At 68.7% G+C, this 23598-nt stretch carries 25 protein-coding genes; 14 read left to right on the top strand and 11 right to left on the bottom strand.

Going from position 1 to position 23598, the window contains the following annotated elements; genetic code table 11:
- Nucleotides 1–152, bottom strand: a 152-nt coding sequence (locus AC07M8_RS04150; RefSeq protein WP_495173149.1) for a 1-deoxy-D-xylulose-5-phosphate synthase N-terminal domain-containing protein, incomplete at its 3' end; no start/stop codon positions are given.
- Nucleotides 153–279: 127 nt separating this feature from the next.
- Here AC07M8_RS04150 and AC07M8_RS04145 point away from each other — a divergent pair.
- Nucleotides 280–864 carry a CDP-alcohol phosphatidyltransferase family protein gene (locus AC07M8_RS04145; protein ID WP_495173111.1) on the top strand — a complete coding sequence of 195 codons (585 nt, stop codon included), beginning with the start codon at nt 280–282 and terminating at the stop codon, nt 862–864.
- On the opposite strand, the gene AC07M8_RS04140 is transcribed toward AC07M8_RS04145, so the two are convergent.
- From AC07M8_RS04140 to aepX, 4 genes are read right to left on the bottom strand one after another with little or no spacing between them, the layout of a single operon-like run.
- Nucleotides 844–1935: a 2-aminoethylphosphonate--pyruvate transaminase gene (locus AC07M8_RS04140; protein WP_495173110.1), complete on the bottom strand. Its 1092-nt coding sequence runs from the start codon at nt 1933–1935 to the stop codon at nt 844–846. The two genes, AC07M8_RS04145 and AC07M8_RS04140, sit on opposite strands and share 21 nt — an antisense overlap.
- A gap of 2 nt (nt 1936–1937) precedes the next feature.
- On the bottom strand, nt 1938–2891 hold the full coding sequence (locus tag AC07M8_RS04135; RefSeq protein ID WP_495173109.1) for a lysylphosphatidylglycerol synthase domain-containing protein: 954 nt from the start codon (nt 2889–2891) through the stop codon (nt 1938–1940).
- Nucleotides 2888–4024 carry a phosphonopyruvate decarboxylase gene (gene aepY, locus AC07M8_RS04130; RefSeq protein ID WP_495173108.1) on the bottom strand — a complete coding sequence of 379 codons (1137 nt, stop codon included), beginning with the start codon at nt 4022–4024 and terminating at the stop codon, nt 2888–2890. Before aepY ends, AC07M8_RS04135 begins: the two co-directional genes overlap by 4 nt.
- Nucleotides 4024–5655 carry a phosphoenolpyruvate mutase gene (aepX, locus tag AC07M8_RS04125; protein ID WP_495173107.1) on the bottom strand — a complete coding sequence of 544 codons (1632 nt, stop codon included), beginning with the start codon at nt 5653–5655 and terminating at the stop codon, nt 4024–4026. Before aepX ends, aepY begins: the two co-directional genes overlap by 1 nt.
- A gap of 137 nt (nt 5656–5792) precedes the next feature.
- Between aepX and AC07M8_RS04120 the strand changes: the two genes are divergently transcribed.
- Nucleotides 5793–6539, top strand: a complete 747-nt coding sequence (locus AC07M8_RS04120; RefSeq protein ID WP_495173106.1) for a phosphocholine cytidylyltransferase family protein — start codon at nt 5793–5795, stop codon at nt 6537–6539.
- A gap of 1 nt (nt 6540) precedes the next feature.
- Nucleotides 6541–7314, top strand: coding sequence for a phytanoyl-CoA dioxygenase family protein (locus AC07M8_RS04115; RefSeq protein ID WP_495173105.1), 774 nt, complete (start codon nt 6541–6543; stop codon nt 7312–7314).
- Nucleotides 7315–7498: 184 nt separating this feature from the next.
- Here AC07M8_RS04115 and AC07M8_RS04110 read toward each other — a convergent pair whose 3' ends face one another.
- Nucleotides 7499–9337 (bottom strand): DUF885 domain-containing protein, encoded by a 1839-nt coding sequence (locus AC07M8_RS04110; protein WP_495173104.1) that lies wholly within the window; start codon nt 9335–9337, stop codon nt 7499–7501.
- Nucleotides 9338–9577: 240 nt separating this feature from the next.
- Between AC07M8_RS04110 and AC07M8_RS04105 the strand changes: the two genes are divergently transcribed.
- The 7 genes from AC07M8_RS04105 (at nt 9578) to AC07M8_RS04075 (ending at nt 15531) form a co-directional block, all read left to right on the top strand.
- The gene (locus AC07M8_RS04105) at nt 9578–10267 is read left to right on the top strand and encodes a PepSY-associated TM helix domain-containing protein (protein WP_495173103.1); all 690 of its coding nucleotides are present in this window, start codon (nt 9578–9580) and stop codon (nt 10265–10267) included.
- A 28-nt stretch (nt 10268–10295) separates the two neighbouring features.
- The gene (locus AC07M8_RS04100; protein WP_495173102.1) at nt 10296–10763 is read left to right on the top strand and encodes a DUF2271 domain-containing protein; all 468 of its coding nucleotides are present in this window, start codon (nt 10296–10298) and stop codon (nt 10761–10763) included.
- A gap of 11 nt (nt 10764–10774) precedes the next feature.
- A complete protein-coding gene (locus AC07M8_RS04095) occupies nt 10775–11728 on the top strand; it encodes a DUF4198 domain-containing protein (protein WP_495173101.1) in 954 nt (317 codons plus the stop codon).
- Nucleotides 11725–12711, top strand: coding sequence for an FAD:protein FMN transferase (locus AC07M8_RS04090; RefSeq protein ID WP_495173100.1), 987 nt, complete (start codon nt 11725–11727; stop codon nt 12709–12711). Before AC07M8_RS04095 ends, AC07M8_RS04090 begins: the two co-directional genes overlap by 4 nt.
- A gap of 110 nt (nt 12712–12821) precedes the next feature.
- Entirely contained in the window at nt 12822–14315 is a 1494-nt protein-coding gene (locus AC07M8_RS04085; protein ID WP_495173099.1) for a L,D-transpeptidase family protein, read from the top strand.
- 11 nt (nt 14316–14326) lie between these two features.
- Entirely contained in the window at nt 14327–14659 is a 333-nt protein-coding gene (locus AC07M8_RS04080; protein WP_495173098.1) for a hypothetical protein, read from the top strand.
- A complete protein-coding gene (locus AC07M8_RS04075) occupies nt 14656–15531 on the top strand; it encodes a D-alanyl-D-alanine carboxypeptidase family protein (protein ID WP_495173097.1) in 876 nt (291 codons plus the stop codon). Before AC07M8_RS04080 ends, AC07M8_RS04075 begins: the two co-directional genes overlap by 4 nt.
- Nucleotides 15532–15546: 15 nt before the next feature.
- On the opposite strand, the gene AC07M8_RS04070 is transcribed toward AC07M8_RS04075, so the two are convergent.
- The 3 genes from AC07M8_RS04070 to AC07M8_RS04060 all read right to left on the bottom strand — a co-directional run bounded on the left by AC07M8_RS04070 (nt 15547) and on the right by AC07M8_RS04060 (nt 17513).
- Nucleotides 15547–15957, bottom strand: coding sequence for a reverse transcriptase-like protein (locus AC07M8_RS04070; protein WP_495173096.1), 411 nt, complete (start codon nt 15955–15957; stop codon nt 15547–15549).
- A gap of 13 nt (nt 15958–15970) precedes the next feature.
- Nucleotides 15971–16948 carry a quinone oxidoreductase family protein gene (locus tag AC07M8_RS04065; RefSeq protein WP_495173095.1) on the bottom strand — a complete coding sequence of 326 codons (978 nt, stop codon included), beginning with the start codon at nt 16946–16948 and terminating at the stop codon, nt 15971–15973.
- Nucleotides 16949–17078: 130 nt separating this feature from the next.
- Nucleotides 17079–17513, bottom strand: coding sequence for a DUF488 domain-containing protein (locus AC07M8_RS04060; protein WP_495173094.1), 435 nt, complete (start codon nt 17511–17513; stop codon nt 17079–17081).
- Nucleotides 17514–17551: 38 nt separating this feature from the next.
- Between AC07M8_RS04060 and trmFO the strand changes: the two genes are divergently transcribed.
- The gene (gene trmFO, locus AC07M8_RS04055; RefSeq protein ID WP_495173093.1) at nt 17552–18925 is read left to right on the top strand and encodes a methylenetetrahydrofolate--tRNA-(uracil(54)-C(5))-methyltransferase (FADH(2)-oxidizing) TrmFO; all 1374 of its coding nucleotides are present in this window, start codon (nt 17552–17554) and stop codon (nt 18923–18925) included.
- On the opposite strand, the gene AC07M8_RS04050 is transcribed toward trmFO, so the two are convergent.
- Nucleotides 18858–19334 carry an EF-hand domain-containing protein gene (locus AC07M8_RS04050; protein ID WP_495173092.1) on the bottom strand — a complete coding sequence of 159 codons (477 nt, stop codon included), beginning with the start codon at nt 19332–19334 and terminating at the stop codon, nt 18858–18860. The two genes, trmFO and AC07M8_RS04050, sit on opposite strands and share 68 nt — an antisense overlap.
- Nucleotides 19335–19400: 66 nt before the next feature.
- The gene (locus AC07M8_RS04045) at nt 19401–20063 is read right to left on the bottom strand and encodes a squalene/phytoene synthase family protein (RefSeq protein WP_495173091.1); all 663 of its coding nucleotides are present in this window, start codon (nt 20061–20063) and stop codon (nt 19401–19403) included.
- Nucleotides 20064–20193: 130 nt separating this feature from the next.
- On the opposite strand from AC07M8_RS04045, the gene AC07M8_RS04040 reads away from it, so the two are divergent.
- From AC07M8_RS04040 to AC07M8_RS04030, 3 genes are read left to right on the top strand one after another with little or no spacing between them, the layout of a single operon-like run.
- Complete coding sequence (locus AC07M8_RS04040; protein ID WP_495173090.1) at nt 20194–22236, top strand: TadE/TadG family type IV pilus assembly protein; 2043 nt, start codon at nt 20194–20196, stop codon at nt 22234–22236.
- Nucleotides 22233–22823 carry a TadE/TadG family type IV pilus assembly protein gene (locus AC07M8_RS04035; RefSeq protein WP_495173089.1) on the top strand — a complete coding sequence of 197 codons (591 nt, stop codon included), beginning with the start codon at nt 22233–22235 and terminating at the stop codon, nt 22821–22823. Before AC07M8_RS04040 ends, AC07M8_RS04035 begins: the two co-directional genes overlap by 4 nt.
- A complete protein-coding gene (locus tag AC07M8_RS04030) occupies nt 22814–23518 on the top strand; it encodes a TadE/TadG family type IV pilus assembly protein (RefSeq protein ID WP_495173088.1) in 705 nt (234 codons plus the stop codon). The genes AC07M8_RS04035 and AC07M8_RS04030 overlap by 10 nt, the downstream gene beginning before the upstream one ends.
- Nucleotides 23519–23598 lie beyond the last annotated feature (80 nt).

Raw genomic sequence — 23598 nt, 5'->3', positions numbered from 1 at the left:
GAACCGAGATGCCCGCCGGTGCTGCCTACCGCCGAGATCGTCTCGGCACGCAGCTCGTCGGCCAGTTGGCGGAGCTGTTCGGGCAGCAGCTTGCGGAGATCATGGGGATTGGCGACCGTATCGAGCAACGGCGTCGCGGGAAGCAAAGACATGGCGGTGTCCTAACCGACCAAATTTGGTAACACAAAGCCCGTTTGCCGGTTGGCGCCGCAATGTGGCCTTGCAAGCACCGGCACCGGCGTGACAATCGCTCGCCGCCGCTGCTTCGGAGCCATTCGTTTGAGTACCAACACCGTCATCCATCGGATCGTCCGCCGCCCGGTGCGGCTGCTGGCGAGAACCGGCGCAACGCCGAACCAGGTGACCACGGTGCGGCTGATCACCGGGCTGATCGCCGCGGGCTGCTTCGCGCGGGGGCCGGGCATGGCGATGATCGCGGGCGGCGTCGTCTTCGTGCTGTCGATGCTGCTCGACCGCGCCGATGGCGAGCTCGCCCGCCAGACCGGGCAGATGAGCGTATGGGGCTATCGCTACGATCTCGCCTGCGACTGCCTGGCGAGCGTCGCCACCTTCATCGGCTTGGGCGTCGGCCTGGCCGGCGGCCATGGCCCGGCCGCGGTTTGGCTGGGCATCACCGCGGGTCTTGGCATCGGCATCTTGTTTGCCGAACTCAACATCCTCAATCTCGCCGATGTCCACGGCTTCGAGGTCAGCGACGGGATCACGATCGATCCCGACGATGCGATGATCCTGGTGCCGGTCCTGATCTGGTGCGGGCTCGCCTGGCCAATGACAATCGCCGCGGCGATCATCACCCCGGCGGCTGCGCTGGTGCTCGCGCTGCTAGCTGCGCGCCGCCGCTAGCGCCGGGCCGAGCGCCGCGACCAGCCGGTCGAACGCACCTGGCGGGATCGCGCCGATGCAGCCAATCCGGAACGAATCGCCCCTGGTGAGCTTGCCCGGATAGATCACGAACCCCGCCGCCGCGAGCGCGGCGTAGAAGGCGTGGAAATCAAACCCTGCCGGCGAGCGGAAGGTGGCGATAATCGGCGCCTGCACCGTACCGTCGAGATACAGCTCGATGCCGAGCGCCGTGGTGCCGCGCAGCAGCGTCTCCAGATTGGCCGTATAGCGCGCGAGCCGCGCTGCGGGGCCGCCTTCCGCCTCGAGCCGCCGCAACGCCTCGACCAGCGCCGCGACGACCTGAACCGGCGGGGTGAAGCGCCATTGGCCGTTCGCCTCGAACCCCTGCCATTGCGCGTGGAGATCGAGGCTCATCGAAGCGCTGCGGCCGGCGCAGCCCGCCAGCACCGCGCGGTCGACCAGCGCGAAGCCGATCCCCGGCGTCCCCTCGAGGCATTTGTTGCTCGAGGCGAGCACCGCCGCCGCGGGCAGCGTGCGCAGATCGATCGACAGCGCGCCGAAGCTCGCCATCGCGTCGACGATCAGCAGCCGCCCTTCTGCCGCCACCGCGCGTGCGACCTCCTCCAGCGGGTTGAGCAGACCGGTGGTGGTCTCGACATGGACCAGTGCGACATGGCTGATCGCGGGATCGGCGGCGAGCCGCTGCGCCACCGCGGCCGGGTCGACCGGCTCGCTCTCGTCCCAGCGCATCGTCTCCACCCGGTGGCCGAGCCGGGTGGCGATCGCCGCCATCCGCTCGCCATAGGCGCCGTTGATCAGCACCAGCAGCGTATCCTCGGGCCCGAGCAGCGTGCCCGCCGCGGCTTCGAGCGCATAGGTGCCGCTGCCCTGGATTGCCACCGCGACATGCGATCCCTCGCCATGCGCGACCGCGACCAGCCGCTGGCGCATCTCGAAGGTGAGCGCGATAAACGCCGGATCGCGCGAGCCCCAATCGTCGAGCATCGCGCCGCGTACCGCGGGATCGGTGGTGAGCGGGCCGGGGGTAAGCAGCAGCGGCGCGTCGGTCATCGTCATCCTTCCTGGGGCGCGGCCGGCGCCCGCTCCATCCTGTGCCACATGGCGAGCCCCGGCAGCCCGAGCGCCAGTTCGCGGCCCCGCCGGATCAGCGACAGGGCGAGTGCCTGTTGGGGCGCGATGCCGAACATCGCGCAGATCAGCAGATAGCCGCCTTCCTGCACCCCGAGTGCGCCGGGAATGAGGAAGCCGATGCCGCGCACCGCCTGCCCCAGTCCCTCGATGATCATCGCTTCGCGTAATGATGATGGCAGGTCGAGCACATGAAGCGCGCCCCAGGTCTCCAGCCCCCCGAGCAGCCAGGAAAGGAGGTGAAAACCCGCCGACGGCAGCCAGCGCCGCGGCTGGCGATAAAGATCGATCACCGCGGCGTTAAGCCCGGCGAGGTCGCGGCCGGCAGTCCAGCGCGCAACCGCACGTTCGACCAGCCGGAACAGCCCGAAGCGCTGGGCGACCACGAACGCGCCCGCCATGACGGTGGTGGCGATGATCGCGCCGATCGCCAGCGGGATCGCCTCGCCGCCGTGGGGCCCGAGGATCAGCAGGCCGACGCAGAGCAGGGTGAACACCGCCTGGGTCACCGCCTCCATCGACAGATCGACCATCACCGTGGCCATGCTCGCCGCCATCGTCGGGCCGCGTTGAGCGAGCAATCGCGCGCGCACCAGATCGCCGCCGATCTGCGCGACCGGCAGTAGTGCGTTGACCGACTCGCGGATCCATCGCAGCGGATAGGCAAGGCTGAGCCCCGGCCGCTCGCGTCGCGCGAACAGCGCGTCCCAGCCGAGCGCCGAGGCGAAGGTCTGCGGCACGTGCAGCAACGCCACCAGCAGGATGCCCCAACCGGCATGATGGAGCGCGGCAGCGATCTGGCCGACATCATTGGTGGCGATCAGCGTCGCCGCCAGCACCAGGCCGATCAGGATGGCGACGATCGCCGACCGCTTCACCGCGCCAGGAACGCCTTGAAGCGGCGCGCCACGGCCTCCGGCGTCACGGTCGGGCGGCCGAGCGTCTTCATCGACCCCGGCGCGATGCGCAGGTGGATCATCGCCGGGCCGGCTGCGGCATGGGCCTCGCGCCAAGCAACGTCGAACCCGGCGAGGTCGTCGACCAAGGCGGCATGGGCATAGCCGCAGGCGAGCGCGATCGCGGCGAAATCGACCGACGCGGAGACGGTCGCCTGGCCGCCGGTCGAATCGTGCACGCCATTGTCGAGCAGCAGGTGGACGAGGTTCGCCGGCGCCTCGGCGCCGATCGTCGCCAGCGTGCCGAGCTTCATCAGCGCGGCACCGTCGCCGTCGATCACCACCACGCGCTTGTGCGTGTTGAGCGCGACGCCGAGCGCCATGCCCGCCGCGCCGCCCATCGAGCCGACCTGGTAGAGGTGCTGCTCGCGATCGGCGAGGGTGAACAGTTCGCGGCCCGACTTGCCGGTGGTGGCGATCACCGCGGTGTCGTCGTCGGTCAGCGCGAGAAAGCGCTCGAGCACCGCGACCCGGGTCGGCCGCTCGCCGTGGCGGCGATGATCGGCGTAGCGTCCCGGCGCTGGCAGCGCGCGCGTCGGCTGGTCGAGCGCGGTGTCGGCAACATCGCCCTTGGCCATGACGAAGGCGAACGGCTGGCTGCTCGCCGCCATCGCGGCGGTCGCCTGGGCGAGCGCGGGCGCGACGTCATCGGCGGTGTTGGGGAACGGGCGCTGCTTGATCCCCATCAGCCCGAGCAGATGCTGGGTGATCTCGCCCATCACCACATGCTGCGGCTCGTCGGGCTCGCCCGGGCGGCCGCGCCAGGTGGTGATCAGCAGCGTCGGAATCGCAAACGGCGCATTGAGCGAGGTCAGCGGGTTGACCATGTTGCCGAGGCCGGAGTTCTGGCACATCGCCACCGTCTGCCGGCCGGCGAGCCAAGCCCCCGCCGCGATCGCAACGGCCTCGCCCTCGCTCGCCGCGCCGACATAGCGCAGCGAGCGATTGGAGAGGACGCCGTTGATCAGCGGCGTGAGATAGCTGCACGGCACCCCGGTGTAGAAATCGAACCCGGCCGCCGAGGCCGCGTCCATGAACGCATCGGCGGTGATCATCAGGTGAAGTTGCGCGCGTCGGCGACGTCGGCGAGCGTGTTGACGTCCATCCAGTGGCCAGTGAAATACTTTACCCGCACCGGATGCTTGGCGGCGATGCGGGTGAGCAGCAGCGGCAGGTCCGCGGTCTCGAGCAGGCCTTCCGCGTCGAGCGCGGCGATCTCGTCGCGCAGCCAGCCGGTGCCGGTCGCGCTGAACCGGGCGAGGCCGACCCATTCGCCGCTAACCGCGGCGCCGAGATCGCTGCCCATGCGGGTGAGATGCGCGGGTGCCTCGTCGAGATAGCTGCCGGAAAAGGCGTGGTCGGCGAGCACCAGATCGCGCACCGCCTTGCCCTCACGCGGCGTCGCATCGACGGCGAGGACGATGTCGGCCTTGCTCGAAAGCAGGCTCTCGAGGATATAGTTGCGGAACAGTACGTCGCCGTAGGACACCACCACCTCGCCGGACAGCACATCGGCCGCCTGCGCCAGCGAGAACACCTCGCCGGTTTCGGCGAAACGATCGTTGTCGACGGTCTTGATCCCCTTCAGCGCCACGGCGTCCTTGGCAAAGCCACGGACTACGGTGACATCGCGAATCCCGGTGTCGGCGAAGGTTGCGACCTGACGGGCGAGCAGCGACTGGCCGCGGACGTCGATCATGCACTTGGGCTGGTCGCGGGTCAGCTCGCCGAGGTCGCCGCCGGATGCCGCGAGCACCACCGCGCGCGGGCGCGGCGTCTCGGGCAGATAGCGCTTCTCGGCCTCTTCCAGCTCGGCATTGCCCATCAGCCGGAACACTTCCTTGACCGGGATCACCCGACCTTCGATGTTCATCAGCGACTGCTCGGCGTGGATCGTCTTCGCCGTCTCGCGCATCGCGGTGATCGAGGCGCGCATCAGATGGTTGGCCCAGATCACCGTTGAGATGTTCGCCTCGCGGAACTGGTCGGTCGGGATCGGGTAATAGGTCGTCGGCACGATCACGACGGGCGCGCGATTGCCCCAGCGGCGGCAGAATTCGAAGATCTCCTTGCCGTCCGCCTTCTTGGAATGGATCAGGATCGCGTCGGCACCGGCGGCGTGATAGGCCTCGGCGCGGCGCAGCGCCTCTTCCATCGGCCGGCTCGAGATGAGCGCCTCGACGCGCGCGACGATGACGAAATCGTCGCTGGTCTGGCTGTCCTTGCCCGCGGTGATCCGCCCGCAGAACTCGCCGATATCGGCGAGCGGCTGTTCCTCGCCGATGAAGGAATTGGTCTTCGGGAACAGCTTGTCCTCGATGCACACGCCGGCAATGTTGCGCTCGCCGAGCTTGCGGACGAGGCGGCGGACGTTGTTGAAATTGCCATAGCCGGTGTCGCCGTCGACCAAGATCGGCAGCGTTGTCGCGTCGGCCATATATTCCAGCACGTCGAGCACCTGGGTCCAGGACGCCTCGTTGCTGTCGCGCAGGCCGAGGCTCGCCGAGATACTGAGGCCCGAGGCCCAGATGCCGCCGAATCCCGCTTCCTCGACGATCTTCGCCGACAGGCCGCTGTGCGCCTCCATCAGGAAGGCGAGCTCGGCGCCTTCGATGGCATTACGCAGCAAGGTGGCGCGGCTCAGGCCCGGGGCGGGCGTGACGAAGCTGGTCGATTGATCGTTCATGAAGCGCGGGACTTTCGGTGGGTATAAATCACGGGCGTCGCGACGAAGCCCCCAGTGTCCTTGGCCGCGGCAAGGGCGCTCGTTATAGCCGCTTGCCCATGCAGACAAGCCAAGCCAGCCCGTCCCCTTCGGAAACAATGCGTGCCCCCGCAGATGACCAGGCGCCGATCGCGATCCTCCTTGCCGCCGGCGTCGGCCGTCGACTCGGCGAGACCCACGACGGCCCCAAGGTGCTGCTCGATTTCGCCGGTCGCTCGCTGATCGAGCGTCATCTCGAAGCGCTCGCCGCGGTGGGCGTGGACGACATCGTCGTTACCATCGGCCATGAAGCACCCGTGCTCGCCGCTGCGCTGGGGACGCGTGCCGGAACGATGCTGAACCCCGATTACCGCCAGGGCAGCCTGATATCGTTATGGGTGCAGCGCGACCGGCTCCGTGCCGGGCGGCCCGTACTGCTGATGGACGGCGACGTGCTCTACGATCGGCGCATCCTCGAGCGGCTGGTCGCCGCGCCGGGCGAGGCGGTGCTGCTGGTCGATCGCGAGCTCGAGCCCGGCGACGAACCGGTCAAGGTCTGCTTCCGTGGCGAGACCATGGTCGATTTTCGCAAAAAGCCCGAGCATGACCATGACTGGCATGGCGAGTCGGTCGGCTTCTTCAAATTTGCGCCGGCGGTGGCCGCCAGGCTCGCAGACGCCTGCGACCGTTATGTCGCCGCGGGTCGCACAGACGTCGAATATGAGGAAGCCATCCGCGATCTGATGCTCGCCCATCCCGCCGACTTCTCCTACGTGGACGTCACGGACCTGCCCTGGACCGAAATCGATTTCCCCGAAGACGTCGCCAAGGCCCGCGACGCCATCCTCCCGCATCTGGTGAGCTGACATGTCGCTGCACGATTGCCTTCCCCTGACGCCCGATGACATCGCCCATTTCGCCGAAACCGGATGGGTCGCGAAGCGCGGGCTGTTCACCCCGGCCGAGGCGGCCGAGATCGCCGGCTGGACCGACGAACTGGTCGCGCTGCCCGAGGAACCGGGCCGGCACATGGTCTATTACGAAGATAGCGTGACCACCCCCGGCGAGCGGGTGATGCAGCGGATCGAGGATTTCTGCCCTTATCATCCCGCGTTCGACGCGCTCGTCCGCCACGGCCGGTTGTCCGACGCGGTGGCGCAGCTGCTGGGCGGCCCGTCGCTGCTGTTCAAGGAAAAGATCAACTTTAAGAAGGCGGGCGGCGCTGGCTTCGAGCCGCATCAGGACCAGCAGGCGGGCTGGACCAGATATGCGCCGATGTTCGTCACCGCGCTGGTCGGGATCGATCGCGCGACGACCGAGAACGGCTGCCTCGAAATGACCAGCGCGCCGCGGATCACGACCATGGTCGGCGAGGAATGGCAGCCACTGACCGCTGAGCAGATGGACGCCTTCGCGCTGATCCCGATCCCCACCGAACCCGGTGACGTGCTGTTCTTCGACAGCTATGCGCCGCATGCGTCCAAGCCGAACCTCACCGATGCGCAGCGCCGGATCCTTTATCTCACCTACAATGCCGCCGCCGACGGCGATCACCGCCGGCAATATTACGACGACAAGCGCGCGAGCTTCCCGCCGGACATCGAGCGGGCGCCGGGCGCGACATATAAGTTCAGGGTGTGAGCTAGCGGCGACGGTCTGCGGGCGCCAACATTACGCCCGACCGCCGCGACCCCACCCGTCGTCATCCTGAACTCGTTTCAGGATCCATGGGCCGACCGTGCCGCGAGTGGCACCGGCAGGTGATGGATGCTGGAACGAGTTCAGCATGACAAGGTAAGAATGGGCCGCGGCTCATGCCCGATCCTCACCCCGCCTTGTTCGCGGCGATATAGGCGTCGACCTGCTCCTCGAGCACGTCGAGCGGCAGCGCGCCGCTGCCGATCACGACCTCGTGAAACGCCCGGATGTCGAAGCGCGGGCCGAGCGCAGCCTCCGCCTTGTGGCGCAGCGCGGTGATCCTGAGCTGGCCGACCATGTAGCTCGTGGCCTGGCCCGGGTTGTTGATGTAGCGATCCACTTCCTTGACGACGTCGCGCTGCGACAAGGGCGCGTGCTCGGTGAAATAGGCGATCGCTTGCTCGCGTGACCAGTGCTTGGCGTGGATGCCGGTATCAAGCACCAGTCGGCACGCCCGCCAGATCTGCAGCGAGAGCATGCCGAATTCTGAATAGGGATCCTTATAGGCGCCCATCTCCTTGGCGAGCCGCTCCGAATAGAGCCCCCAGCCCTCGGTATACGCGCCATAATAGCCGAACCGGCGGAACTTGGGCACGCCGGTCAGCTCCTGCGCGCGCGCGATCTGGAAGTGGTGGCCGGGTGCGCCCTCATGATGGGCAATGCCCTCGACCTGGGGTTTCTGCACCTGGTTCATGTCGGCGAGGTTGACGTAGAAGATCCCGGGTCGCGAACCATCCGGCGCGGGCTGGTCGTAGAAGGCGACCGCGGCGGTGTCCTGCCGCCAGGTCTCCACCGCGCGCACTTCGAGCGGCGCCTTGGGCAGGCGACTGAAGAAGCGCGGCGCCGCCGCCATGATCTCGGCAATCGCGGCGCGCGCGTCGGCGAGATATTGCTGCCGACCGCCATCGGTGTTGGGATATTTGAACTTGGGGTCGGTGCGCAGCGCGGTGAAGAATTCGCCGAGCGTGCCCTTGAAGCCGATCCGCTGCTTCACCGCCTCCATCTCGGCGGTGATCGCCTTGACCTGGTCGAGGCCGATCTGGTGGATCTGGTCGGCGGTCAGCGCGGTGGTGGTGTAATAGTTGAGCCGCGCGGCATAATAAGCGTCGCCATTGGGCAGGCTCCAGGCGCCGTCATTGCCCTTGGCCTTGGGCTCGATCTCGTCGAGCGCGGCGAACAGCGTATCGAATCCCGCGCGGAACGGGCCGGTGAGCGCCGCGCTCGCCTCGCCGATCAGCCGCTGCTTGGTCGCGTCCGGCACCTTAAGCGCGCTGACCTTCTTCTTGACGTCGGCGAGCAGCGAACTGTCGGGGCCATTGTCGAACGGCGCGCCGGTGATCACCTTGTGGGCATCCGCCCGCGCCGGCGCAAACACCATCTTCGGCGGCACGATGCCGTGCGCCGCCTGATCGCGCATCGTCGCCGCGACCTCGGCCATCACCCGCCGGCTGTCGCGCAACCGGGCGATATACGCCTCGGCATCGCCGACCGTGTCGATCCGATGCTCGTTGATGAGGAACACCGGAATGTTGCCCGCCGGGCTGCCGTTGGTCGAGACCGGAAAATCATAGTTGCGGAACGCGAACTGGCGACGGTCGGTCTCCACCTGATCTTCGAACAGGCGGTAGCTGAGCCGCGCACTGGGGCTCAGCCGCGCCGGGGTGAAGCTCTTGCGGAGATCCGCGAGCTGTTTTTGCTCAAGCGCCATACGGCGTTGCGCGCCGGCGTCGGTATAATCGTCGAGCTTGCTGTAATCGGTCTTAAGACCGAGGCTGGTCATCGTCTGCGGGCTGAGTGCGACCTGCTGGTCGAACGCGGCATCGAGGAACGTGAGCAGGCGGGCGTCTTCCGCAGCGGTGGCCGGAGCCGGCTGGGAGACCGGCGCGGAGGACTGTGGGGCGGCCGCGACGATTGGGGCCGCCATCGATCCGATGAGCAACAGGGCAAGCGAGCGTCGCATGATCACGGAGGCAGATCCTTCGGGCGGGAGCAGTCGAGCGGGTGATGCTATCGGGCGGTATGGTCGGGCGCAATGCGCGTGGCCTGGCACGGTCGTCATCAGACGATATGATCGAGAACCCAGCCCACACCTCTTGCGAGTGAGTTGCATTATATGTCATGGCGCGATGGCGGCGGGGATGATGTCGCGCGACGCAAGGAGGCATCGGGGTTGGACGGCAGTGACATCGACGCAGCGCGCGCGGGTATGGCTGCCGAGTTGGTGCCGCCGACGCGCCGAGCGGCTGCGTCGACCGACGCGGGGTCGGCGGTTCCGCCAGCCAAGCGCAAGCGCAAGTTCCGCTCCTGGTGGATGAAGCAGCTCCACACCTGGCATTGGATCAGCGCGGCGCTGTCGCTCGCGGGCATGCTGCTGTTTGCGGTCACCGGCCTCACCCTCAACCACGCCGGCAGCATCGGCGCCACGCCCCGGGTCACCACGCGGGCGGCGACGCTGCCGGCGCCGCTGCTCGCCTTGCTCAAGAAGACGCCCCCTGCCGCCGACGCGCCACTGCCGGCCGCGGTGTCGGCGCATCTCGCGATGGCGGTCGGCCTCGATGCCGCGGGCAAGCCCGCCGAATGGTCCGACGATGCCTATGTCGCCCTGCCCGGCCCCGGTCGCGACGCCTGGGTGAGCATCGATCGCAGCACCGGCGCGGTGTCCGCCGAGATCACGGATCGTGGCTGGGTGTCCTACCTCAACGACCTCCACAAGGGCCGCAATGCCGGCACGGTCTGGTTCTGGTTCATCGATGCCTTCGCCGCCGCCTGCATCGTCTTCACCCTCACCGGTTTCCTGCTGCTCCAGCTCCACGCCCGCCATCGGCCCTCCACCTGGCCGCTGGTCGCGGTCAGCCTCGCCATCCCGGTGCTGATCGCGTTGTTCCTGATCCATTGACGACCACCCACGAATGGTGCCCGACACGATGCACAAGTCCCTGCTCCTCACCGGCCTGATCGCGGCGCCCGCGACCGCGGGCACGGTCAGCGTCACCATCCCGCGCGTGGCCGTGGCGGAATATCACCGGCCCTATGTGGCCGGCTGGCTGGAACCCGCCGCCGGCGGCGCGGCGAAGACGCTGTTCGTCTGGTATGACGTCAAGAAGCGCGGCAACGAGCCCGGCACCAAATGGCTCGCCGATCTGCGCAGCTGGTGGCGCAAGGGCGGGCGCAGCCTCGCCCTGCCCGCCGACGGCGTCAGTGGCGCAACCCGCGCGCCGGGCACCTATACCGTGCCGCTCCCCGCCAATCTGCCCGCCGGCCAATATGTCCTCCACGTCGAGGCAGCGCGCGAGACCGGCGGACGCGAGCTGGTGTCGCTGCCGATCTCGGTGCCCGCGAAGGCCGCCGCCACTGCCGGCACCACCGAACTCGGTGCCGTGTCCCTCCGCTGAAAGGCCTGACGATGTTGAAGCAACGAATCCTCGCCGCGGTCGCCCTGATCGCGATCGCCGGTCCGGCGCTGGCGCACCGCCCCTGGCTGGTGCCGTCCGCCACCACCTTCTCGGGCACCGACGATTGGGTGACGGTGGACGCCGCCATTTCCAACGACCTGTTCTACCCCGACCACTTCCCGATGAGCACCGACGGCATCAGAGTCTGGGCACCCGATGGCTCGACGGGCCAGATCGAGAATGCCGCCAAGGGGCGCTATCGCTCCACCTTCGACGTCCATCTCGACAAGCCCGGCACCTGGAAGATCGGTACCGAGGACACCAACGTCGGCGGCACGTTTACGCTCAACGGCGAGGAATGGTCGGTCGGACGCCGGCGCGGGCCACCACCGGGGGCCAGCGCGGGTGTCGGCGCCGGTGCGGGCCGCGAGCGGCCGGCAGGCGCGGCGATGCCGCCCCGTGCGCAAGCTGCTGGCGGCGCAGAGGGCCCCGGCGGCCCGGGCGGCCGAATCCCTCCGGCACACAGCGTCGCCACGCTGGCCGAGATCCCGGCCGGTGCGACCGATCTCAAGCTCACCGAGACGATCAGCCGCAACGCGATCTTCGTCACCGCCGGCGCGCCTACGCAGACCGTGTTCAAGCCCAGCAACAAGGGGCTGGAGATGGTGCCGGTGACGCATCCGGACGAGCTGGTCGCCAACGAGCCGGCACGGCTGCGCTTCCTGATCGACGGCAAGCCTGCCGCCAACCTCAAGGTGACGCTGGTGCCCGGCGGCAAGCGCTATCGCGACAGCGAGGGCGCGCAGGACCTTACCACCGGCGCCGATGGCGTGCTCACCATCCGCTGGCCGTTCGCCGGCATGTACTGGCTCAACGCCACCGCCAGCGACGATCACCCGAGCACCCCGCGCGCCGCCCAGCGCCGGATGAGCTACACCAGCACCCTGGAGGTGCTCGCCCCGTGATCGGCGCGGCGCCCGCCGCCGCTCCCCGCCACGCCGTGCCGCTGGCGATTGATCCCAACGCGCTCGCCGCGATCGATCCCGGGGCGACGATCGCGCGGCTTGGCGGCGAGACGATGGGCACCGGCTGGCGTGTGCTCATCGCCATGCCCGCGGGCGCCGCGGTCGAGCCGCTGCACACGGCGATCCAGCAGCGGCTCGACGGGCTGGTCGCGGAAATGAGCCACTGGCTGGCCACGTCGACGCTGGGCCGGTTCAACCAGGCGCCCGCCGGCAGCGCGACCGTGCTCCCCCCCGATTTCGCCCATGTCATGGCCGCCGCGCTGGACATCGCGGCGCGTTCGGGCGGCGCGTTCGACCCTGCGCTGGGGCGGCTGACCGATTGCTGGGGCCTCGGCCCGCGCACCGTGACCCAGCCGCCGGCGGCCGACGCGATCGCCGCCGCTCGGGCAGCGTCGGGATGGCAGCGGCTCGCCTTCGATCCTGCGGCGCGCCGGCTGCACCAGCCCGGGGGCGTGTGGCTGGACCTGTCCGGCATCGCCAAAGGCCACGCCGCCGACGCGGTCGCGGCGACGATCGCGGCGGCAGGCCATGACCATGCGCTGGTGGAAGTGGGCGGCGAATGCGTCGGGCGCGGCATCCGCCCCGATGGCGATCCCTGGTGGGTCGAGCTCGAGGCGCCGCCCGGCGTCGCCCTGGCGCCGTTGCGGGTCGCGCTTCATCAACTCGCGGTCGCGACCTCGGGTGATTATGTCCGCGGCGCCCACACCCTCGACCCGCGCACCGGTCGGCCGATCGGCCATGACACCGCGGCGGTGAGCGTGCTCCACGCCTCCGCGATGGTCGCCGATGCCTGGGCGAGCGCGCTCACCGTGATCGAGCCGGAGGCGGCGCTGGCGATGGCGACGCGCGAGCAGCTGGCGGCGCGGATCGCCTCGCGATCGGGCCGCGAGTGGCTGAGCCCGGCACTGGCAGCGATGCTGTAGCAACGTCGACGGGGCAAAATATCGAGCATCTTCCCTGTCGTTTTCCGCTGTCGTTCAGCGTAGAGCGAGGTTGATCGTGCGAGGGTCTGCGCGATCCTACAAGGGCCGATATGCACAGCATCTCCACGACGACTTCCCGCTTGATCCGCACCGTCGCGGCCTCCGCCCTGCTGGCATCGCTGCCGTTTTCGGCGGTGGTCGCCCAGACCAACCCGTTGCCCGTGGACCAAGGCCAGACCCCGCCGCCGCCGGTCTCGCTGCTGCCCGCGCCGATGCCCGCCGCGCCACTGCCGACGTTGAGCGATGCGCAGGCCAGGCAGCTCGCCAAGCTGCTCGATGCCGATCGCCTCGCGCAGGGGCTGAGCACCTCAGGCTCGCTGCCGGTCGGCGCCGGCGACAGCGACCGGCTGGTGCGCGAGGCGCTCGATCACGCTCGCGCGGTGCACGCCGGTCGCCTCGCCGAGGCCGATTTCCAGCGCGACTGGGGCCTGCGTCCGCCCGCCTTCGATCCGTTGCCCGGCTTTGCCGACGCGGTCCGCCGTGACCGGCTCGCGGCCTGGTTCGCCGCGCTGCCGCCGCCCTATACCGGCTATGACAGCCTCAAGACCGGGCTCGACCGCTATCGCCAGATCGCCGCCGACGGCGGCTGGGCGACGCTCGCCGCCGGCCCCGACATGACGATCAACGCCACCGGTCCGCGCGTTGCGGCGTTGCGCAAGCGCCTCGCGATCGAGGACAAGTCAGTGGCGGCGAGCGGCGACACGTTCGACCTCGAACTGGTCGAGGCGGTGCGCCGCGCGCAGCGCCGCTATGGGCTCAATCCGAGCGGCATCGTCGCCGGCCAGACCCTCGCCGCGCTCAACGTGCCGGCCGCGCAGCGCGTCCACCAGATCATGGCGAACATGGAGCGCTGGCGCTGGCTGCCGCAGGATCTGCCGCGCGACCGTATCCAGGTGAACATCGCCGCCGCGGTGCTCACCGTGTTCGACGGCGACAAGCCGGTCACTTCGATGCGCGCCGTCACCGGCCGCCCCGGTGACGAGACGCCGATGCTGTCGTCGGCAATCCACAGCGTCGTCATCAACCCGCCGTGGAACGTCCCGACCGGGATCGCCACCAAGGAGCTGTGGCCCAAGGAGAAGGCCAACCCCGGCTACTTCCGCCGCAACGGCTTCAAGGTGATCGATGGCACGCGGCTGCAGCAGCAGGCCGGCGACCAGAGCGCGCTCGGCCGCTTCAAGTTCGATTTCGCCAATCCCTATTCGGTCTATCTCCACGACACGCCATCGCGCGCCAAGTTCGCCAGCTTCAGCCGCCTCGCCAGCCACGGCTGCGTGCGCCTGGAAAAGCCGGAGGAACTCGCGAACCTGCTGCTCAAGGGCGATGCGACCTGGACACCCGAGGCGGTGACGGCGGCGGTCGACAAGGGCGACACCGTCCGGGCGCGGCTCGCCAAGCCGGTCGCGGTGTACCTGCTCTATTGGACGGCATTTGCCAGCGGCAACGGCCAGATGAATTTCCGTGACGATCCCTATGGGTGGGACGGCACGCTCGCCGCAAAGATCGAGGCGCGATCGGCGCGCCAGGCGCTCGCGCCACGGTGAAGGGACAGATGATGACGATCAGGATTACCAAGACCCGGCTCGGCCTGGCCACCGCCCTGCTCGCCGCCGCGGCGCTTGCCGGTTGTTCGAAGGCGCCGCACGACGACGCACCGGTGATGGAGAATGCCGTCACCGACCCGGGGGTGCCCGAAGAGGCGGCGCCGACGCCGGCACCCGAACTGCCGCCCGCGCCGGCGGTGGAGACCAACGCCAGCGTCGCCACCCCGCCGCCCGAGGCCGAGATCGCGCCCGACGTCCAGGTCCAGGACGATGCCGATGCCACCGGCATGACCGCGCACATGCCGCGCGACGAGCAGCCCGCGAACAACACCGAGCCGCAGTGACCCGGCAGATCATGCAACGAGGGCCGGCGGTGGTGCTAGCCGGGGCCGCGCTGCTGCTCGGCACCGCCGGCGCAGCACGCACTGCGCCGGCGCTCAGCCCGCCGGCGACGGCACGCGCGGTACGGCCGGTGTCGGCGATCCTGGTCGATGCCCGCGACGGCAACGTGCTCTATGCCCAGGGCGCCAATCTCGTCCGCCGGCCGGCCTCGCTCACCAAGATGATGACGCTGTTCCTCGCATTCGACGCGCTGGACAGCGGCAAGCTGTCGCTCGGCGATCGCGTGCCGATCTCGCGCAAGGCGGCGAGCCAGCAGCCATCCAAGCTCGGCTTGCGCCCCGGCAGCTCGATCACCGTCGATCAGGCGATCCGCGCCATTGCGGTGAATTCGGCCAATGACGTCGCGGTCGCGCTCGCCGAAAAGCTCGGCGGCAGCGAAGCCGCGTTTGCGGCGCAGATGACCGCCAAGGCGCACAAGCTCGGCATGCACGAAACCGCCTTCACCAACGTCACCGGCCTGCCCGGCGCCAACGTTACCACCGCCACCGAGATGGCCAAGTTGGCGATGGCGCTGCTCAACCAGCATCCGCGGCGCTACGCCTATTTCAGCACCCGCACGTTCGACTGGGGCCCCCGCCGCCTCCAGAACCACAACCACCTGCTCGGCAAGTTCGACGGGCTGGACGGGATCAAGACCGGCTATACCGTCGAGGCCGGCTTCAACCTCGCCGCCTCCGCCAAGCGCGGCCGCCGCCGGCTGATCGCGGTGGTGCTCGGCGAAAAGAGCGTCGCCGCGCGCGACCAACGGGTGGCGCAGATGCTCGACGAGGGTTTTGCGAGTGTCGACACGCAGAGTGCGATGGGAGCCCCGTAGCAGTCAGGATAACCGTCACTGACCGGCGTCGGTGACGATCGCCGTCTGCCGCGCCGCGGGATCGCGGCGGCGGGCGAGGACGATGCCCGCCAGATTCTTGGCGCGCGGCACCTGCCTGAGCCGAAGCCGCGGGATCGCGGCGGCGCCCGCGCGGAAGGCGGCCAGATACTCTTCGAGCTGCGGGCTGGTGCAGCGCCAGCGCCCCCGCGCCTGCTCCACCACCAGCGTCGAATCGCCGACAAAGGTGACGTCCTGCAGCCCCGCCGCGGTCGCCAGCTCGAGTGCCAGCAGCAACGCCAGCCACTCGGCCTGGTTGTTGTCGCCCGTGCCGAGGCCAAGGCGGACGTGCGCCTCGCCGCGGATCACCGCCGCCGCCTCCATCGGCCCGGGGTTGGGGTGGCAGCCGCCGTCGAAGAACACCTTCATGGCGCGGGCGCGATCACGGGATGAGCACCGTCGCGCCGTCGGTGTCGCCTGCCTCGAGCGCGCGGTGCGCGGCGGCTGCATCTTCCAGCGCGAACCGCTGGCCGACCCTGGGGCTGATCGCGCCCGAGGCGAGCATCGCGAACAGCCGGTCGGTGCCCGCCTGGCGCTCGTCCCGGCTGCGGTAGTAATCGAACAGGGTGGGTCGGGTCACGAACAGCGACCCCTTCGCCGCCAGCGTCCCGATCGCAACGCCCTCGATCGGGCCACCGGCGTTGCCATAGCTGACGATCAGCCCGCGCCGCGCAGTGGCGTCGAGCGTCGCCGGCCAGGTCGCCATGCCGACGCCGTCGAACACCACCGGCACGCCCTCGCCACCGGTGAGCTCGCGGACTCGCTTGGCGACATCCTCGTCGCGGTGGCGGATGACATGGTCGGCGCCCGCCGCCGTTGCCTGCGCCGCCTTGTCGACCGAGCCTGCGGTGCCGATCACGGTGGCGCCGATCGCCTTCAGCCAGCCGACCATCAGATGACCGACGCCGCCGGCCGCCGCCCAGACCAGCACGGTCTGGCCGGGCTGGACCCGCGCGCACCGCTCGATCAGGCATTCCACCGTGCTGCCCTTGAGCAGCAGCGCCGCCGCCACTTCGTCGGTGACGTTGTCGGGCAGGCGGATCAACTCCGCGGCGGGCAGGTTGCGTGCGGTGGCATAGGCGCCACGGGTTGGCCCGAAGGTGCCGACCCGGTCGCCCGGCGCAAACCCCGCGACGCCATCGCCGACCGCCTCGACCACGCCGGCCGCCTCGCTGCCGAGCCCGGTGGGCAGATCGATCTTGTAGACCCCGCTGCGATGATAGGTGTCGATATAGTTGAGGCCGACCGCGTGGTTGCGCATCCGCACCTCGCCCGGGCCGGGCGCCGGCAGGTCTACATCCACCCAGCGGATCACCTCGGGGCCGCCGACCTGCTCGACGCGGGCGACACGCTCGCTCATCGCGTCGCTCCGCTGCCGAGGGTCACGGCAAGGCGTCGGGCGGGCTGGGTCATCGTCGGAAATCCTCGCATGATCGGAGAAACTGATCGCGCGGCGAACGCCTGGCCGCGAACGCGGGTTGCACCGCGCCTCAGGCAAATAGGTCCACCACCTCGGCATCCTCGGCAACCGCCGCGAGCAGCAAGGTGCGATGGCAGTGGCACGGATCGCGCTCGTAGCAGAGCAACGCGCTCGGCATCTCGGCGGCAAGCCCGAGCATGATCGCCGCCTGCGCCTGCGCCTCGGGCAAGGCGAGCTGCCCGTCGTAAACCGCTTCGAGCGTCGCGACATCGCCCTTCTTGGCGGCGTCGCGGCCGGCCTTGGGCGTGCCGAGCGCCTTCAGGTGGACATAGCCGATCCCCGCCTCGGCGAGCGAAGCCGCCAGCGACGTCTTGGAGAAGCCCGGCCGGCGCGACAGCGGCAGCGCGCGCACGTCGATCACGCGCCGGACGCCCGCCTTGTCCAGCGCAGCGATGAACTCGCTCATCGTGGTCGCTTCATAGCCGATGGTGAAGATGGTGGTCATCGTCGCAATATGGCGCGCGAGCGATTACAGGCAATATCATGACCAACCACGACATCCATATCATCGGCGGCGGGCTTGCCGGTTCCGAGGCCGCCTGGCAGCTTGCCGAAGCCGGATTCAGCGTCCGCCTGTCCGAGATGCGCGGCAGCGGCGAGGCCACCGCGGCGCACAAGACCGATGGGCTCGCCGAGCTCGTCTGCTCGAACAGCTTCCGCTCCGACGATGCCGACAGCAACGCCGTCGGCTTGCTCCACCAGGAGATGCGCGCGATGGGCTCGCTGATCATGCGCGAGGCAGACCGCCACAAGGTGCCTGCCGGCTCGGCGCTGGCGGTGGACCGCGACCTGTTCTCGCAAAGCGTCACCGCCGCGCTCGACAGCCACCCGCGCGTCACCCTGGTGCGCGAGCGGATCGACGCGCTGCCGGACGGCCCGGCGATCATCGCCACCGGCCCGCTCACCGCGCCCGCGCTCGCCGAGGGCATCGGCGCCGAGACCGGGCGCGAGGCGCTCGCCTTCTTCGATGCGCTCGCGCCGATCGTCCACCGCGACAGCATCGACATGGACACCGCCTGGTTCGCCAGCCGCTGGGACAAGGGCGAGGGCAAGGACTACATCAACTGCCCGATGAACAAGGACGAGTATCTCGCCTTCCATGCCGGGCTGGTCGGCGGCGAGAAGACCGAGTTCAAGGAATGGGAAAAGGACACGCCTTATTTCGACGGTTGCATGCCGATCGAGGTGATGGCGGAACGCGGGGTGGATACGCTGCGCTACGGGCCGATGAAGCCGGTCGGCCTCGATGATCCGCGCACCGGGCGCTGGCCCTATGCGGTGGTGCAGCTGCGCCAGGACAATGCCCAGGGTACGCTGTGGAACATCGTCGGCTTCCAGACCAAGCTCAAGCATGCCGAGCAGGTCAGGCTGTTCCGCACCATTCCCGGGCTGCAGAACGCCGAGTTCGCGCGGCTGGGCGGGCTGCACCGCAACACCTTCATCCGCTCGCCCGAACTGCTCGACGCGACGCTGCGGCTGAAGAGCCGGCCCAACATCCGCTTCGCCGGCCAGATCACCGGCTGCGAGGGTTATATCGAGAGCGCCGGGATCGGCCTGCTCGCCGGCCGGTTCGCCGCCGCCGAGCTTGCCGGCACCACGCTGGTACCGCCGCCGGTGGAGACCGCGTTCGGCGCGCTGCTGGGCCATATTACCGGAGGTGCCGAGGCCGAGACCTACCAGCCGATGAACGTCAACTTCGGCCTGTTCCCGCCGATCACCGGCCGCACCAAGAAGGCCGATCGCAAGAAGATGTACACCGAGCGCGGCCGCGCCGCCCTGGCCGCATGGCTCAGCTCTCCTGGTCTGCCGCCGACTCAGCCGGCGGACACTTCACCCGAACCGGCGTTTTCCGCTTGACCGCGGTGGTGGCGAATTCGGTGGCGTCCATACCGCCGGATTGGTCGCCATCGGCGGCGGCGAACTTGGCGGTGGCCTTGATCGCCCATTCGTCGAAGCTCAGCCGCCCGTCGCCATCGGTGTCGAGCCGGGCATAGGCCTTGCGCCGCGACGCGAGATACTCGTCGCGCGTCACCTTGCCGTCGCGATCCTTGTCGTAACGCGCGAAGCGCTTCTCCTCGCGGGTAGCGGGCGTCGCCTCGGGGGCGTCGTCGGGCAGCGCCGAAGCATGCCCCGCGCCCCGTGCCGCGGCGGCGCTGGCGCTGGCGAACGGCAGCGCCCGGCGGGTCTCGCCATGCCCGCCGATCATCATCACCACCGCCGCAATTCCCGCCGCCACCGCACCCGCACCTGCCACATATCGCCACATTGCCGCTCTCCCCCGCGGCGAGGCTAGCAGCCGCTGGGACCGCGACAACCTGCGGTGATTACGGGATCAGCGGCCGGTCGCGCGCAGCCGCAGCAGCGCCGCTAGCTGTCGTGCCCGTGTCCAGCGGCCCGGTGCCGGCGCAAGCGCGAAACGGGCGAGCAGCGCCAGCGCCGCGAGCGGTCGCCCCGCCTGCGACCAGGGCGTCGCCAGCGCGGCTTTTACCCGGTCGCCAGCGAGTGTGGCGGCCATATCGCCGATCCGCAGATCGCTGACGTGGCCGGCGAGATCGGCGAGCGCCCAGCCTTCGCCAGCCCGCTCGATCGCTTGGTCGCTAGCGCCGAGCACCGCCGCCATCGCGGCGAACAGCCCGCCGCCCCGCGCCTCGGCAAAGCTTGCCACCGCGTCGCGATCGAGCGGCTCGCGCAGCAGCATTTCCCAGCCGTCGATCACCCGCGCCAGGCTTGCACCGGAGACCCCGGCCGGGATCACCGCCCCGGCAAGCGCCTGCAGCACCGGCTGCGCGGGCGGGCGGCCATGGTCCAAGGCGATCACGGCCTCGCGCCACCAGGTCAGCCGCATCTGCCCGACCAGCGGCTCGCGCGTGGAAGCCAGGATCGCCCCCATCTCGCGATCGAACGCTGCCAACGCCTCGAGCGCGGCGCGAAACGCTGGCGGCACGGGCGCGAACGCCAGCGCCATCATCGGGGTAAACGAACTCGCGTCGGTCATGCAGCACTATCCACAGGGTAGGCTTTACCGCAATTTTCGCCGCCGGCGAGTAGCCACCGATGGTCTGGGGATGTCCCATGCCATCGAAAGATCGATCGCCTTGAACCGACCTACGCGCCTTGCTCCGACATTGACCAGGCTGGCGCGGGACCGGCGCGGCAACGTTCTTGCCCTGTCGGCGGCGGCGCTGGTGCCGATGATGGCGATGATCGGCGGCGCGATCGATCTCAGCCGGCTGTACATGGCCAAGACCCGCCTGCAGCAGGCATGCGACGCCGGCGCACTCGCCGGGCGGCGTGCGATGAACGATGTCCACATGCTGTCCGACAGCGAGAACGACACAGCCCGCAGGTTCTTCGCCTTCAACTTTCCAGAGCACACCTACTCGGCGACCACCGTCAATGCGGTGTACACGCTCGGCGACGTCGGCGTCGTCAACGGCCAGGCCTCGCTCAGCATGCCGATGACGATCATGCACATGTTCGGGATGGGCAATAAGACGCTGAGCGTCACCTGCCAGTCGACGCTGCTGATCCCCAACACCGACGTCATGTTCGTGCTCGATGTCACCGGGTCGATGGCCCAGACCACCGGCAGCGACACCGTGTCGAAGATCGACGGGCTCAAGCAGGCGGTGAAGGACTTTTTCTCGGCGCTCGGCGCCGGCGCGGCAAGCGGCCCGGGGCGGATCCGCTACGGCTTCATGCCCTATTCAAGCAACGTCAACGTCGGCAAGATCGTGCAGGGGATCAGTGCCAGCTATATAGCTGGCGGCACCTCGCCGGAACAGCCCAACTATCGATCGCGCAAGGCCATCACCACGGTCGATCATTATCTGGACACGTCAGGCTACGGCACCGAAGGCCCGAAGACCTCGGGCAGTTCGACCGATTCCACGGCCAGCGCCTGGACCAACTGGGTCGACGTCGGCGGCTCCGCCGCGAACTATTCGGGGATCACACAAAGCGCCTGTTCGGCAAAGACGCTTCCCAACTCGAGCACCACCAATACCGGTTCACCGTCTGAAACGATGACTGGCCGCGAAACAGTCGCGTACCCCGACACAAGCCAGACGAGCTATTACTCCTCCGCTCAGGGCAAGACGAAGACGAGATACCAATACGTTTGGACCAAGTCCAACGGCCAAGGTAGCAGCGCCGTGGGCACTTGCCGGCTGCAGTCGTCGACGCAGACCTATACGACCACGACGACCTCGACGACTGATCGCAGCGTCACGTGGTTGTCTCGCGACAAATTCGATCGTTGGGTCTACCTGCTCAGGAACGACATCGACGTGGCGCCGGTGGTGCAGAACGGCACCATGACCAACCCTGCCTATTGGTCCGGCTATTACACGGGCACCAATCCCAATACCGATGGTGCGCCGACCACCGTCGGCTGGGGCGGCTGCATCGAGGAGGCACGCACCAACAGCGGTATCACCGCGACGTCGTCGCTGAGCATTCCGTCGGATGCCTACGACCTGCAGATCGATCTCAAGCCCAATTCCGCCGACACCAGGTGGAAGCCGTTCCTCCGCGACATCCAATATGATGCCGGCGGCAACTGGCTCGGCCGTAGTTCGGGGTGGGTGAACAGCAATTATGCCGCCTGCCCGCGTCAGGCGAGCCCCCTCACCCAATACACCTCCGATTACGTCAGCAGCACCAAGTCGTCGGCCGCGTTCACCAGCTATGTCGATGCACTCGCGCCGGGTGGTTTCACCACCCACGACATCGGACTGATCTGGGGGGCACGTTTCCTGTCGCCGGACGGCATCTTCTCGGCGACCAATGCTGATTCGACAGGTCCCGGCGGCTATCAGATCTCGCGGCACATCGTGTTCATGACCGATGGCACGCTCGAGATCAGGACCAACAACAACGATGCCTGGGGGATCAACAACCTTGAAGGTCGCGTCGCCGCGTCCGGCACCGATCAGAACGGGCTGACGGATATCCACCGCCGCCGCGTCAGCATGATCTGCAACGCCATGAAGGGGAAGGGCTTCACCGTCTGGGTGGTCGGCTTCGGCATCACCACCATGCCCCAGGAGCTGCAGGAATGCGCCAGCGACAGCAACCATTGGTCGCTGTCGAACAACGCGGCCGAGCTCAAGGCCCGCTTCCAGGCGATCGCCCAGACCATCGGCGGCCTCAGGCTCTCGCAATGAACCGCGCCCTTGTCCAAGACCAGCGCGGCGCCGCCGCCGTCGAATTCGCCATCGTCATGATCCCGTTCCTGCTGCTGCTGATGGGCGGCATGGATCTGGGCTATCAGGCCTATCTGCGGGCCACCGTCACCGGCGCGGTCGAGCGCGCGGCGCGCCAGGCGACGGTTGGCAACCGCACCCAGGCACAGATCGTCACGCTGATCAGAAACGAGGTGCGCGCCATCCTGCCGCTCTCGGTTCGCGACGATCCCGATGCGATCTCGGTGACCCCGCTCAACTATTACAACTTCTCCAGCGTCGGCGGCGGCGAGCGGATCACCGGCGATACCGCGCCCGTCGGCGTCTACAACAGCACCGACTGCTACGAAGACCGCAACGGCAACGGCCATTACGATGCCACCGGCGGTGGCGGCAGCGGTCTCGGCACCGCGGACGACATCGTCTATTACACCGTCACCGCGACCGCGCCGCGGCTGTTCGGCTTCACCTCGCGGATCGGCTGGGGCGCCAATGTCGTCGCCACGACGCGCACGCTGATCCGCAACCAGCCTTATGGTGCCCAGCAGGTCGTGATCCGATGCTCGTGACCCTTCACGGCATCGCGCGCGCCGCCGCCCTCGCCCGGCGTGTCGGTACCGACCACTCCGGGCTCGCGCTGATCGAATTTGCCTATGCGCTACCGCTGCTGCTTACGATTGCGCTCGCCGGCACCGAGGTCGCCAATCTCGCCATCACCGTGCTGCGGGTGAACCAGCTAGCGATGCTGGCGGCGGACAACGCCGCGCGCGTCCGCAGCTCGATCGACGACACCGACATCAACGAGATCATGACCGGAATGCGGTTCGCCGGCTCGGGGATCAAGTTCGGCAACTACGGCCGGGTGATCATCTCCAGCCTGCAGGCCAATGGCCAGACCGGCAACAAGGCCGGCTACAAGATCGACTGGCAGCGCTGCTTCGGCGCCAAGATTGCTACTTCCAAATACGGTGTCGCCGGGACCGGTGCGACCAATGCTGCCATCCCTTACGGCGTCAAGCCAGGCGGGCTGGCGACCAACGTGGCGGAAGGCACCGTACCCACCCCCAATGGCGCGCTGATCACCGCGGAGATCACCTATACCTATCATCCGCTGATCGCGCCGGCGTTCATGGCGCAGCGCGACCTCCATGCGACGCAGACCTTCCCGGTGCGCGATCGCGCGCAGCAGACCCTGACCAACAACACCGCCATCGCGACCGCCAACCAGCGGCTCTGCGACAACAATCACCTGTCGGCGACCTGATCGGCGCACCACCTTTGCGTAGGCAAAGCGGCTACCAACAAGAAGGGCGCGGTAGCCTTCGCTGCCCGCGCCCTTCTCAC

This window comes from Sphingomonas sp. GW821-FHT09E03, assembly GCF_059416225.1.
This window is presented reverse-complemented; position numbering and strand designations above follow the sequence as displayed.